Origin of the sequence: Nocardioides sp. YR527 (assembly GCF_900101045.1) — a bacterium.
Taxonomy (GTDB): Bacteria; Actinomycetota; Actinomycetes; order Propionibacteriales; family Nocardioidaceae; genus Nocardioides.
In genome coordinates this window covers 321,847-333,527 of sequence record NZ_FNFN01000004.1, presented here as the reverse complement: position 1 = coordinate 333,527, position 11,681 = coordinate 321,847, and the positions used below count along the sequence as shown (strand labels likewise).

13 protein-coding genes are annotated in these 11,681 nt (G+C 70.1%); 6 read left to right on the top strand and 7 right to left on the bottom strand.

The genetic code is table 11. From position 1 onward, the window contains the following. Positions 1–9: 9 nt before the first annotated feature. Complete coding sequence (locus BLT25_RS14215) at positions 10–675, bottom strand: response regulator transcription factor (protein ID WP_091046976.1); 666 nt, start codon at positions 673–675, stop codon at positions 10–12. A gap of 87 nt (positions 676–762) precedes the next feature. Between BLT25_RS14215 and BLT25_RS14210 the strand changes: the two genes are divergently transcribed. After that, positions 763–1,893, top strand: coding sequence for a lipid II:glycine glycyltransferase FemX (locus BLT25_RS14210; RefSeq protein ID WP_091046973.1), 1,131 nt, complete (start codon positions 763–765; stop codon positions 1,891–1,893). An 81-nt stretch (positions 1,894–1,974) separates the two neighbouring features. Next, positions 1,975–2,547 (top strand): VanZ family protein, encoded by a 573-nt coding sequence (locus BLT25_RS14205; protein WP_256328601.1) that lies wholly within the window; start codon positions 1,975–1,977, stop codon positions 2,545–2,547. Here BLT25_RS14205 and murF read toward each other — a convergent pair. Continuing rightward, on the bottom strand, positions 2,503–3,831 hold the full coding sequence (gene murF, locus BLT25_RS14200) for a UDP-N-acetylmuramoyl-tripeptide--D-alanyl-D-alanine ligase (protein ID WP_256328600.1): 1,329 nt from the start codon (positions 3,829–3,831) through the stop codon (positions 2,503–2,505). The two genes, BLT25_RS14205 and murF, sit on opposite strands and share 45 nt — an antisense overlap. 221 nt (positions 3,832–4,052) lie before the next feature. On the opposite strand from murF, the gene BLT25_RS14195 reads away from it, so the two are divergent. From BLT25_RS14195 to vanX, 3 genes are read left to right on the top strand one after another with little or no spacing between them, the layout of a single operon-like run. Beyond that, complete coding sequence (locus tag BLT25_RS14195) at positions 4,053–5,048, top strand: D-isomer specific 2-hydroxyacid dehydrogenase family protein (RefSeq protein ID WP_176883955.1); 996 nt, start codon at positions 4,053–4,055, stop codon at positions 5,046–5,048. Then, positions 5,041–6,093, top strand: a complete 1,053-nt coding sequence (vanA, locus tag BLT25_RS14190) for a D-alanine--(R)-lactate ligase (protein ID WP_091046969.1) — start codon at positions 5,041–5,043, stop codon at positions 6,091–6,093. The genes BLT25_RS14195 and vanA overlap by 8 nt, the downstream gene beginning before the upstream one ends. Continuing rightward, positions 6,090–6,719, top strand: coding sequence for a D-Ala-D-Ala dipeptidase VanX (gene vanX / locus BLT25_RS14185; protein ID WP_091046966.1), 630 nt, complete (start codon positions 6,090–6,092; stop codon positions 6,717–6,719). The genes vanA and vanX overlap by 4 nt, the downstream gene beginning before the upstream one ends. A 1-nt stretch (position 6,720) precedes the next feature. Here the strand turns inward: vanX and BLT25_RS14180 are convergent, their stop codons facing one another. Together BLT25_RS14180 and BLT25_RS14175 are read right to left on the bottom strand one after the other, a co-directional pair. Further along, positions 6,721–7,572, bottom strand: coding sequence for a CHAD domain-containing protein (locus tag BLT25_RS14180; RefSeq protein ID WP_091046965.1), 852 nt, complete (start codon positions 7,570–7,572; stop codon positions 6,721–6,723). A 10-nt stretch (positions 7,573–7,582) separates the two neighbouring features. Further along, a complete protein-coding gene (locus tag BLT25_RS14175) occupies positions 7,583–8,569 on the bottom strand; it encodes a hypothetical protein (RefSeq protein ID WP_091046962.1) in 987 nt (328 codons plus the stop codon). Between the two features lie 111 nt (positions 8,570–8,680). On the opposite strand from BLT25_RS14175, the gene BLT25_RS14170 reads away from it, so the two are divergent. Continuing rightward, positions 8,681–9,304 carry a TetR/AcrR family transcriptional regulator gene (locus tag BLT25_RS14170; RefSeq protein WP_176883892.1) on the top strand — a complete coding sequence of 208 codons (624 nt, stop codon included), beginning with the start codon at positions 8,681–8,683 and terminating at the stop codon, positions 9,302–9,304. A 57-nt stretch (positions 9,305–9,361) separates the two neighbouring features. Here BLT25_RS14170 and BLT25_RS14165 read toward each other — a convergent pair whose 3' ends face one another. From BLT25_RS14165 to BLT25_RS14155, 3 genes are read right to left on the bottom strand one after another with little or no spacing between them, the layout of a single operon-like run. Continuing rightward, on the bottom strand, positions 9,362–9,856 hold the full coding sequence (locus tag BLT25_RS14165) for a class III extradiol ring-cleavage dioxygenase family protein (protein WP_091046957.1): 495 nt from the start codon (positions 9,854–9,856) through the stop codon (positions 9,362–9,364). Continuing rightward, positions 9,853–10,713, bottom strand: coding sequence for a dihydropteroate synthase (gene folP, locus BLT25_RS14160; protein ID WP_091046955.1), 861 nt, complete (start codon positions 10,711–10,713; stop codon positions 9,853–9,855). Before folP ends, BLT25_RS14165 begins: the two co-directional genes overlap by 4 nt. Further along, a complete protein-coding gene (locus BLT25_RS14155; protein ID WP_091046952.1) occupies positions 10,713–11,627 on the bottom strand; it encodes a glucosyl-3-phosphoglycerate synthase in 915 nt (304 codons plus the stop codon). The genes folP and BLT25_RS14155 overlap by 1 nt, the downstream gene beginning before the upstream one ends. Between the last annotated feature and the right edge of the window lie 54 nt (positions 11,628–11,681).

The window sequence follows — 11,681 nt, the reverse complement described above, 5'->3', positions numbered from 1 at the left end:
CCGGGACGTCTAGGAATCGACATCGATCCGGTATCCGACGCCCGGCACGGTGGCGATGATCGCGGGCTCGCCCAGGCGTTTGCGCAGGGCGGAGACGGTGATGCGTACGGCATTGGTGAAGGGGTCGGCGTTCTCGTCCCAGGCCCGCTCCAGCAGCTCCTCGGCGCTGACCACGCCGCCCTCGGCGGCGGCGAGCACCTCGAGCACCGCGAACTGCTTGCGGGTCAGCGCCACGTAGCGGCCCTCGCGGTAGACCTCGCGCCGGAACGGGTCGACCCGCAGGCCGGCGATCTCCCGCACCGGGGGCCGGTTGTGGGCGCGCCGCCGGTCGAGAGCCCGCAGCCGCAGCACCAGCTCACGCAGCTCGAACGGCTTGGTCAGGTAGTCGTCGGCGCCGAGCTCGAACCCGGAGGCCTTGTCATCGAGGCGATCGGCCGCGGTGAGCATCAGGATCGGCATCCCGGTACCAGAGGCGACGATGCGCTTGGCGACCTCGTCCCCCGAGGGCCCCGGGATGTCGCGGTCGAGCACGGCGATGTCATAGGCGTTGATGCTCAACAGCTCCAATGCCGTGTCGCCGTCGCCGGCGATGTCGGCGGCGATCGCCTCCAGCCGCAACCCGTCCCGGATCGCTCCAGCCATCAACGGCTCGTCCTCGACCACCAGCACCCGCATGCCCTGATCCTAGGCGTCGTCGACATATCGCCGACGTATCCGAAAGGCCATACGCCCTGACGACATCGGCGCGGGTTGACTGGCACGGTGACCTTCACTGTCCGACCGATCAGCCCCGCCGAGCACCTCGACCACGTCCGGTCGCAGCGATCGGTCAGCTTCCTGCAGACCCCGGCCTGGGCCGAGGTGAAGACCGAGTGGCGCAGCGAGTCGCTGGGTTGGTACGCCGGCGGCCGGCTCGCCGGGACCGGGCTGGTACTGCACCGGCCGGTCCCGCGGCTGGGCTACACGCTGGCCTACCTGCCGTGGGGCCCCGACATCGACTGGGCCGGTGCGCTCACCGTCTGGTTCCCGCCGCTGGTCTCCTACCTGCGCTCGCAGGGCGCGTTCGCGATCCGGGTCGCTCCACCGGTGCCCACCCACACCTGGGACGCGGCCCAGGTCAAGGAGGGCGTCGCCGACCCCGACGTCCTGCGGCTCACCGACCTCCCGGGGCAGCCCGATCCGGTCGGCACCGAGGTGACCCGCTTCCTGCGCGAGTCCGGCTGGATCCCGCAGAACCCCGAGGACGGGTTCGGGGCGGGACAGCCGCAGTTCACCTACGAGATCCCGCTGCGGCACCCGGACGGGACCGCCCGGTCCGAGGACGACGTGCTCGCCGGGATGAACCAGCTCTGGCGGCGCAACATCAAGAGGGCCGCCAAGGCCGGCGTCGAGGTCACCACCTCCGCCGGCGGCGAGGACCTGAAGGCGTTCCACGACCTCTACGTCCACACCGCCGAACGCGACCACTTCACGCCACGGCCCTTGGCCTACTTCGACAAGATGTTCGCCGCGCTGTCCGCCGAGGACCCGGGACGGATCACCCTCTACCTCGCCCGCCACGACGGCGACCTCGTGGCCGCGACGATCTATGTCCGTGTCGGCACCCACGCCTGGTACGTCTACGGCGCCTCCTCGACCGAGAAGCGGGACGTACGCGGCTCCAACGCTCTCCAATGGGCGATGATCCGCGACTCGCTGGCCGCCGGGTGCGACGTCTACGACCTGCGCGGCATCACCCCGACCCTGTCCGCCGACGACCCGCACGTCGGGCTGATCCAGTTCAAGGTCGGCACCGGCGGGCAGGCGGTCCGGTACGTGGGCGAGTGGGACCTGCCGCTGCGACCGATCCTCTACCGGGCGTTCGACCTCTACATGACGCGGCGCGGACGCTGACACAGCGCGAGCACAGCGCGTACTCACGGAACGGCCGGCTCCGGCGGCTACGTTCCACACCACGAAGGAATGGGGAAACGGATGATCGTGAACGAATCGGGCACGCTGACCGAGACGGGCGTCGTCCTGCTGACGATGCTGGCGTTTCCGGTCGCTGTGCTGGCAGTCCCGGTGCTGGCGGCGCTGCGCCGGATCTTCGGGGTCGCATGGCGCAGGGCCTGGCGCCACTCGTTGGCGGAGGTCGCCATCGTCTACGGCACCGTGCCGGGTGTGCTGCTGACCCTGTTGCCCGGAAACAACGGCATCCTGTCGGGCAACGTGAGTCTGGTGCCCTTCGAAGACATGTCGACGATGGGCCCCATCGGGCTGTACGGCAACCTGCTGATCTTCGCCGCGCTGGGCTTCTTCGGCCCCATCCGCTTCCCGGCCCTGCGCTCGGTGTGGCGGGTACTGGTGCTGGCGACCGCCGCCTCGGTGTCGATCGAGGTCCTGCAGCACCTGCTGCCGATCGGCCGGGTCTCCTCGGTCGATGACGTGATCCTCAACGCCGGTGGCGCCACCGTGGCCGCGGTCCTGTCGTGGCCCTGGTGGCGCCGTCGCCGCCAGATCTCAGCCGAGCGCCCCCGCGACCTGGTCGAGGCGGGCTCCGCGTGAGGCCTTGACGAGCACGACGTCGCCGGGAGCGAGGTGGCTGCGGAGCCACTCGATCGCGGCGGCGTTGTCGGGCAGGGCCACGGCCCGCTGTCCCGCGCCGTCCGCGATGACAGCAGCGGCCTCGCCGACGGTGATGACCAGGTCGGCCCGGGCGGCGGCGTACGTCCCGATCTCGTGGTGCGCGGCGCGGCTCGTCTCGCCGAGCTCGAGCATCTCGCCGAGCACGGCGATGCGGCGTCCGGCCTCGATCGAGGCGAGCGCGTCCAGACCGGCGCGGGTCGACTCGGGGTTGGCGTTGTAGGAGTCGTTGAGCAGGGTCGCGCCGTTGGACAGGGCGCGCAGCTCCATGCGCCACTTCGAGATCGAGGCGGTGTTCAGCGCGGTCGCGGCCTGCTCCAGCGGAACCCCGGCGGCCAGGCCGGCCGCTGCCGCGGCCGCGGCGTTGAGCGTCCAGTGGGCACCGACGAACGGGAGCGCGACGACGGCCTTCTCCTCGTCGTGCTGCAGGGTGAACGTGGGCCGGCCGAGCCGGTCCAGGGCGAGGTCGCGCACGCGTACGCTCGCCCGCTCGCCGGCACCGAAGGCCAGCACCGGACCGTCGGTGAGCTCGCCCATCGCGAGCACCCTCTGGTCGTCGGCATGGAGCACCGCCGAGCCGCCCGGTGCCAGGCCCCGCACGAGCTCGCTCTTGGCCACGGCGATGGCCTCGCGCGACCCGAACTCACCCAGGTGGGCCTGGCCGACGTTGGTCACCACGGCGACGTCCGGCGCGACCAGACCGGTCAGCTCGGCGATGTCGCCGATGTGGCGGGCGCCCATCTCCAGGACCAGGAATCTGGTGGTGGCCTCGGCGCGCAGCATCGTGAGCGGTACGCCGAGCTCGTTGTTGAACGAGCCGGAGGTCGCGACGGTCGGTGCCGCGCTCGCCAGCACCGCGGCGATCATGTCCTTGGTGCTGGTCTTGCCCTGGGAGCCGGTGACCGCGACTACGGTCATGTCGTCGCGCAGCAGCGCGACGACATGGGCGGCCAGCCGCTGCAGCGCGGCCCGCGCGTCGTCGACGACGACGGTCGGGAGCGCGGTCGGGCGAGAGCCGAGCACGGCGACGGCACCGGCCTCGGCCGCCTGGGGTGCGTACTCGTGGCCGTCGGTGTGCTCGCCCGCGAACGCGACGAAGAGGCCGCCCGGGTCGGCCTCACGGCCGTCGATCACGGCAGGGGCGTTCACGGTCACCGAGCCGTCGCCGACGACCTTCCCGCCGACCAACGAGGCGATTTCGTCCAAGCTGAGGGGAATCATCCCCTCAGTCTTCGAAATCCCACGTTGCCGGCGTGTATCCGCTAATCGATATGCGGACGATAACTCTGCCCGAAACGGCCAAGCGATTCAACGCAGCCACCTATCGTCGGCATATCGGAAATTCCATACGGGACCGCAACCGCTTCTGGGGTTTGCTGGCCGAGATGATCTACCACGAGCCTTCCCTGACGGCACCGACCGAGCCGATGGAGCAGACCGCGATCTCGCCGACCACCGGGATCACGGTCTACGGCTGCGCCCCTGATGAGAGCCGCATTTTCGACTCCTTGGCGCCCGCTCTCGGGGTCTCGCTGAGGACCACGGCCGAGCCCGTCTCCGAGGAGAACGCCGCCCTCGCGGCCGGAGACCGGTGCATCAGCGTCAGCCATAAGTCGCCGATATCGAACGAGACGCTTCTCGCTCTGCAGAGAAGTGGTGTCCGCTATATCTCGACGCGAAGCGTCGGTTTCAACCACATCGACGTCGACTTCGCGACAAGCATCGGGATAACGGTCGGAAACGTCTCCTATTCACCCGACTCCGTGGCCGACTACACCTTGATGCTGATGCTGATGTCGCTGCGCCGGGCGAAGTCGACGATCCGGCGCACGGATGCCCACGACTACCGTCCGGCGGCCACGCGTGGCCGCGAACTGCGCGACCTGACCGTCGGCGTGGTCGGGACCGGACGGATCGGCGCTGCGGTCATCGACCGGCTGCGGGGCTTCGGCTGCGACGTACTCGCCTACGACATCCGGCCCCGCCCGGCGGCCGAGGGGGCGGAGCACGTCGATCTGGACACGCTGGTCGAGCGCAGCGACATCGTCACGCTGCACGCGCCGCTCAGCCAGGAGTCGCACCATCTCCTCGACCGGCGGCGCATCGACCGGATGCGCCCCGGTGCGTACGTCGTCAACACCGGTCGCGGCGCGCTCGTCGAGACGCCGGCGCTCATCAGCGCGCTCGAGGAGGGCCGGCTTGGCGGTGCGGCGCTGGACGTCATCGAGGGTGAGGAGGGCATCTTCTATGCCGACCTCCGGGGACGCGAGCTCCCCAACCGCTGGCTGGAACGGCTCCAGGAGATGCCGAATGTGCTGGTCAGCCCACATATCGCCTACTTCACCGACCATGCCCTCATGGACACGGTCGAGAACTCCATCATGAACTGTCGCGAATTCGAAAGCAGGTTTCCGCATGTCTGAGCTCAAGGTCGGCATCATCTTCGGTGGCGTCTTCGAGGAGCACCCCGTCTCGGTGAAGTCGGCACAGGAGGTCGCCAAGAACCTCGACGCCGACAAGTACGAGGCCTACTGGATCGGCATCACCAAGAGCGGTGACTGGCGCCTGTGCGACGGCCCCGAGGCGAGCTGGGAGGACGGTGCGCACCGCCCGGTCGTGCTCTCCCCCGACCGCAGCGTCCATGGGCTGCTCGTCCTCGACGAGGGCAACGAGGGAGGCAGCTACGAGACGATCCGGCTCGACGTCGTGCTCCCGGTCCTGCACGGCAAGCTCGGCGAGGACGGCGCGATCCAGGGGCTTCTGGAGCTCTCCGGGATCCCGTACGTCGGCTGCGACGTGCAGAGCTCGGCGCTGTGCATGGACAAGTCGCTGGCCTACACGGTCGTCGGCGAGGCCGGGATCCCGACGCCGAACTTCTGGATCCTCGGCCCCGGCGAGTCGGTCGACCCCGACGTACTCCCCTATCCGGTCTTCGTGAAGCCGGCCCGCTCCGGGTCCTCGTTCGGTGTCAGCAAGGTGACCTCGGCCGCGGAGCTGGCAGAGGCGGTGGCGACGGCGCGGCAGTACGACGACAAGGTGCTCGTCGAGGAGGGGGTCGTCGCCGAGGAGATCGGCTGCGCGATCCTCGGTAACGGTGCCGAGCTGGTCACCGGCGAGGTCGACCACGTCGCGCTCTCGCACGGTTTCTTCAAGATCCACCAGGAGGACGCCCCCGAGACCGGCTCGGAGAACGCGACCTTCATCGTGCCCGCCGACATCCCGGCCGAGGCGCAGGAGCTGGTCAAGACCGAGGCGCAGCGGGTCTACCGCGCACTGGGCTGCCGCGGTCTGGCTCGCGTCGACATGTTCCTCCAGGCCGACGGCACCGTGGTGCTCAACGAGGTCAACACCCTGCCCGGGCTCACCTCCTACAGCCGCTACCCGCGGATGATGGCCGCGGCCGGGATCTCGATGACCGAGTTCCTCGACCGCGCGGTCACGCTCGCGCTCGAAGAGTCCCCGCGATGAGGGACGGCTTCGGCTTCGTCGACGAGCTGGCGCCGGGCATCCGCTGGGATGCCAAGTACGCCACCTGGGACAACTTCACCGGCAAGCCGGTCGACGGCTATCTGGTCAACCGCATCGTCGGGACCCGCGAGCTGTGCGCCGCGCTCGCCGAGGCGCGGGACAAGGCCGCCGCCCTCGGGTTCGGCATCCTGCTGTGGGACGGCTACCGCCCCCAGCGCGCCGTCGACGCGTTCCTCCGCTGGGCCGAGGAGCCCGCGCCGGACGACGACGGGCGCAAGCGCGTGCACTATCCCGCGATCACCCGCCCGGAGATGTTCGAGAAGGGGTACGTCGCGACCAAGTCCGGCCACAGCCGCGGCAGCACCGTGGATCTGACCCTCTTCTCCCTGGCCTCGGGGGAACTGCTGGACATGGGTGGCGACCACGACCTCATGGACGAGATCTCCCACCACGGCGCGGCCGGGGTCTCCGAGGTCGCGGCGCGCAACCGGTCGCACCTGTGCTCGGTGATGGAGTCGTGCGGGTTCAGCCGCTACGAGAACGAGTGGTGGCACTACTCGCTGATCGAGGAGCCCTACCCGGACACCTACTTCGACTTTCCGGTCGGACAGGGCCCGATCGGCTGACTCAGGGGCCCAGCCAGCCGTGGACCTTCGAGCGGTTCGTCTTCTTCCACACGGAGGCGAACCGCTCCTCGGCGTCTGAAGCCGTGGCTTCCTCGGCTTCACGGAGCATGCCGAGCGCCTCGTCGCGGGCCGGGATCTCATCGACCGTCCGGATCATGACGGCGGCGTCGTTGAGGTCGCCGAGGGTCGTCTGGATCGACTTCGCGGCTGCCGCGAGACGCTCGGCGTCGTTGCCGAAGATCTCTCGCAGCGACTCGGCCGCGTAGCGGGTGCGCTTGGCCTTCTTGCGGACCTCGTGGAGCCGGCGGCGACGCTCGTCGGGAGCACCAGCCTGCTCGGCGGTGGCGACCGCAGCCGCCAGCCGTCGCCAGTCGCGGCGGACCCGCTTGCGCAGCGCCTTCTTGCCCGGCTCACCTCCTGACCAGGGGAGATCGTCGGTGGCGGCGAGAGCGGCGGTCAGGGCGCGGTAGCGCTCACCCTCCAGCTCCGGCAGCAGCCGGGCACGCGCCTCGGCCTGGCGCTCCGCGAGCGTGGCGCGGAGCGCGTCGACACCCGACGGGCCCGGACCGTGCTCGGCCGCCCAGCGGCGGAGTCGTCTGCGGAGCACCTCTGCGTCGCGTACGTCTCCCAGCAGGGCGCCCAGCCACGCCAGCTCCTCCCGGAGCGGCTCGGTCCGCGAGGAGTCGAGAAGCGGGCGGTAGGTCGCCAGGACGCTGCGCAGCCTGCGTACGGTCACTCGCATCTGGTGGACCGAGCCGTCCTCGTCACGCAGCACGAGCCGGCCCCAACGGTGGAGCGCGGCCACCTGGCCGCGCCACCACTCGCCGACCGGCTCGTGCGAGGAATGACTCATCCCCACAGTTCTACCGTGCGACGGGCTCGAGGTCACCCGCCTTGTGCTCGACCTCGGAGTCGGCCTTCTCACGGTGCGGGAGCAGCGTCAGGAGCAGACCGGCACCGGCCCAGCAGGCGAGCACGATCAGCGGGGTCGTGGTGCCGGCGCCGTCGAAGAAGGACAGGCCACGAAGCGCCGATCCGGTCGCCCCCGGGGGCAGGAGCTGGCCGAGCCAGCCGAGCGGGATCATCTCCGGGGCCGAGGAGATGCCGGAGAGCGGGTTGCCGACCAGCATGACCAGCAGGGCGATGATCCCGACGCCGGCCATGCCGATGAAGTGGCGCAGGCCGATGATCGGGAGCGCGACCGCGAGGATGCCGAGCGCGACGACGCCCGCGTTGACGAGGTAGTTGCCCTCGAGCGCGCCGAGCCAGCCCTGGATGACTCCGGTCATCGCCAGGCCGCCTCCGATCGCGATCAGGAACGCGGCGGCTACGCGGTCACGGGTGCGCTTGAGCGCCAGCGAGGTGATCGCGCCGGCCATGATGCCGCCGAGCGCGAGCGGCAGCGCCGCGGTGCCGAAGACCAGTCCGCGGGGGTCGTCCTCGGGGGCGGCCACGACGTCGGTCACCGTCGGCGCGGTGCCGGTCTCGGCGCCCATCGCCGTTGCCATCGCGGTGAGCTGCTGGGCGACGTTGGCGCTGGCGGCAGACGCGGTCAGCACCTCCTGGCCCTCGGGGCCGACGACGATCGCGCCGTACACATCACGGTCCTCGATCGCCTCGACCGCCGCGTCCCGGTCGGCGACGGCGGTGATCTCGAAGGCGTCCTCCCCCGCGGTGGCGGCGAGCTGGGTCTCGATCTGGGCGACTGCCTGCTCCGGGCCGGCGACGGCCAACGGCAGGGCGCGTGGCTCGATCTCGCTGGAGGGCCAGGCGAATGCGGTGATGAGCAGGGTGAGCAGGGTGACCAGACCGAGGCTGACCCCGATCACGGCTTTCACTGACTTGGACATGTCGGTTCCTTCTTGAAAAACGAATGTTCATTCTCTTTGAGAGAAGACTCCTCCTTCCTCCGGGATTTATCAAGAATGAATATTCGTTTTCTTTTGAGGTATGCTTCGGGAATGCCGAAGATCAGCGACGAGCACCGCGCCGAGAAACGCCAGCAGATCATCGCGGCCATGCTCCGCTGCGTGGAGCGCGACGGCTTCCACAAGACCACGATGGCAGCGGTCGTCGAGGAGTCCGGCCTCTCCGCCGGCTCGGTCTACACCTACTTCCGCGGCAAGAACGACATCATCCGGGCGATCGCCGAGTCGGGCCTGACCGGCATCTCCGCCGCGATCCAGCGGCTCATCCCCGAGAAGGGCTCGGACCAGACCGCTCCCCCGCCCGAGCAGGCGATCGAGGCGGCCACCCAGCACCTCCTCGACCTCGCCGAACACCTCGGTGTCGACCTCCCCCGGATCGCCATGCAGACCTGGGCCGAGGCCGCCCGCGACCCGGAGATCCACGCGGTCATGGCACCGGAGGCCCGCCGCATCCGCGCCTCGTGGCGGACCTACGCGGAGAGCGCCATCGACTCCGGCCTCGTCCGCAGCGACGCGGACCCCGAGCGGATCGCGATGGTCCTCACCGGCCTGCTGCCCGGCTTCATCCTGCAGCGGATCATGCTGGGAGACGTCACCCCGAAGGTCTACGCGGCCGGACTCGCCGACCTGCTCAGCGGACCCGGGGTAGTCCGGTAGCGAACTGCCTATTATCCGCCAGTAAATGGGCAGTTCGCTACCGGACTACCCCGCCCCTCACTCCCAGCGAGCCACCCAGTAACGCACGCCGTAGGGGTCGTCGTCGTAGTCGACCGCGACCGTCGCCACCCGGCTCAGCAGGTCGGCCGCCTCCACGATCGGGCCGACGTCGGCCCACAACTCACCAGCGAGCCCGAGATCGAGCGCACGGAGGGCATCGGGGTCGGGCTTCTCCAGGGATCTGCCCAGCGCCTCGTCGAACTCGGCGGCACGTGGGTCGAGGTGACCCGGCGCCTTCTCGGTGCGGCGGGCCGAGCCGTTGCCGACGATGAGGTAGGCCGCCTCGCCGCTGGTCACCGGAGCGGTGCCGACCTCGGCCAGCAGCGAGGCGGCCACCCGGGCTCCCTGCGCACCGGCGATGACGCGTACGTCCTCACCCAGCCAGGCCACGGCGGCCAGGCAGGCGGAGCGAAGCTCGTCGACGGGGTCGTCGAGCGAGGCGTGCTCCGGCAGCAGGGCCAGACATCCCGGAACCAGCGCCACTCGAGTCACTGCAGCCCCCTGATCGCTCGCTTCGGACGCCGCCGGCCGGCGATCGTCCAGGCCATGTCGACGGTCTGCCGGGTCTCCGGCACCTGGTGGACCCGGTAGATCCGGGCGCCGGCCATCGCGCAGACGGTCGTCGCGGCCAGGGTGCCGAGGAGACGCTCTCCGACCGGCAGGTCGAGCGTCTCCCCCACGAAGTCCTTGTTGGAGAGCGAGACCAGCACCGGCCACCCGGTCGCGACCATCTCTCCGAGCCGGCGGGTGATCTCGAGGGAGTGGAAGGTGTTCTTCCCGAAGTCGTGGGCCGGGTCGATCACGATCGATTCCTTGGCGACGCCGGCGTCCAGGGCGCGCTGGGCGTAGCCCAGGGTGTCGTCGATCGCGGCACGGACCACGTCGTCGTACTCGATCCGGTAGGGCCGTGTCCGTGGCGTCACGCCTCCGGTGTGGGTGCACACGATCGCGGCGCCATGGGCCGCGGCCACGTCGACCAGCTCCGGGTCGGCCCCGCCCCAGGCGTCGTTGAGGAGGTCGGCGCCGGCCGCGCACGCCGCGTCGCCGACCTCGGCGCGCCAGGTGTCGACCGAGATCACCAGCGCCGGGAACTCCTCGCGCACGCGGGCGACGAAGTCCACCACGCGGGCCTTCTCCTCCGAGGCACCGATCTCGGCTCCGGGAGCCGCCTTGATCCCGCCGATGTCGACGATCTCCGCGCCCTGGGAGGCCACCAGGCGTACGCGCTCGAAGGCCGCGTCCTCGGCCCAGGTCGCTCCCTTGTCGAAGAACGAGTCCGGGGTGCGGTTGACGATCGCCATCATCAGCGCGTCGTCGTCACCGAAGGCATGTCGTCCCAGGCGCAGCATCAGGCGACCCTATCGTCCGAGCCGCCGCGCAGCGGCGGCCGCTCCACAAGGCTCACGGACCGGTCGACGACCTTGGTCGACCCGTCGATCGGGATGTACTGCCGCAGCTCGACGTCGTCGCCCGCCGGGCCGGTGCCGAGGCGACGCGACATCATGCCCACGATCTGGGTCGCCATCAGGCCGAGGTCGAAGAGGTCCTGGTGGCTGTGGTCACGCCGGCCGAGGTCGACCTGGGCGATCGCGTCCATCCCGCGCATGTCCAGCGTGTCGACGAGGGCGGCGAGCTCCACGCCGTAGCCGGTCGGGACCGACAGCCGCTCGAACAGCGAGCGCCGGATCGACCACTCCCCCGCAAGCGGCTGGATCAGGTCGCGCAGCGGCGTGCGGTGGAGGGCCAGCAGCGGTCGGGCGACGAGCTCGGTGACCCGGCCGCCGTCGAGACCGTGCTCCCCCGGGCGCCGGTAGAAGCCCTTGACCAGCTCGATCGTCGGATTGTTGACAAGGGGGCCGACCAGGCCGCGTACGAAATGGGTGTCCCAGTCGGTCAGGTCGGCGTCCATGAAGACGATCAGCTCGCCGGTGGTCACGAACTGCGACTTCCACATCGCCTCGCCCTTGCCGGGGTAGGAGCCGAGCTCGGGCCGGATCGCCGCCGAGGCGTAGACGTCGGCTCCGGCGTCGGCGGCTATCCGCGCGGTGTCGTCGGAGGAGTCCGAGTCGATGACGACGAGCTCGTCGACCAGATCCGAGGTCTCCATCAGGCTGGTACGCAGCTTGTCGACCAGGCCTCCGACAGTCGCTGCCTCGTTGCGCGCGGGCACCACGAGGCTCACCCGCTGCCCCTGCTTGGCCGCGACGAGGTCGGCGAGCGACCAGTCGTCCCAGTGATGGGTGTTGCTCTGCGACCACGACATGCCCAAACCCTATCGACGGCGTCCTCGAACACCGGATCGATACCCGGTCCGTAC

Bases quoted from the DNA above. Each gene is read 5' to 3' on its own strand.
- BLT25_RS14215 (WP_091046976.1), bottom strand. From the start codon at position 675: ATGCGGGTGCTGGTGGTCGAGGACGAGCCGTTGATGGCTGGAGCGATC.
- BLT25_RS14205 (WP_256328601.1), top strand. From the start codon at position 1,975: ATGATCGTGAACGAATCGGGCACGCTGACCGAGACGGGCGTCGTCCTG.
- BLT25_RS14195 (WP_176883955.1), top strand. From the start codon at position 4,053: ATGGAGCAGACCGCGATCTCGCCGACCACCGGGATCACGGTCTACGGC.
- vanA (WP_091046969.1), top strand. From the start codon at position 5,041: ATGTCTGAGCTCAAGGTCGGCATCATCTTCGGTGGCGTCTTCGAGGAG.
- vanX (WP_091046966.1), top strand. From the start codon at position 6,090: ATGAGGGACGGCTTCGGCTTCGTCGACGAGCTGGCGCCGGGCATCCGC.
- BLT25_RS14180 (WP_091046965.1), bottom strand. From the start codon at position 7,572: ATGAGTCATTCCTCGCACGAGCCGGTCGGCGAGTGGTGGCGCGGCCAG.
- BLT25_RS14175 (WP_091046962.1), bottom strand. From the start codon at position 8,569: ATGTCCAAGTCAGTGAAAGCCGTGATCGGGGTCAGCCTCGGTCTGGTC.
- BLT25_RS14170 (WP_176883892.1), top strand. From the start codon at position 8,681: ATGCCGAAGATCAGCGACGAGCACCGCGCCGAGAAACGCCAGCAGATC.
- folP (WP_091046955.1), bottom strand. From the start codon at position 10,713: ATGCTGCGCCTGGGACGACATGCCTTCGGTGACGACGACGCGCTGATG.
- BLT25_RS14155 (WP_091046952.1), bottom strand. From the start codon at position 11,627: ATGTCGTGGTCGCAGAGCAACACCCATCACTGGGACGACTGGTCGCTC.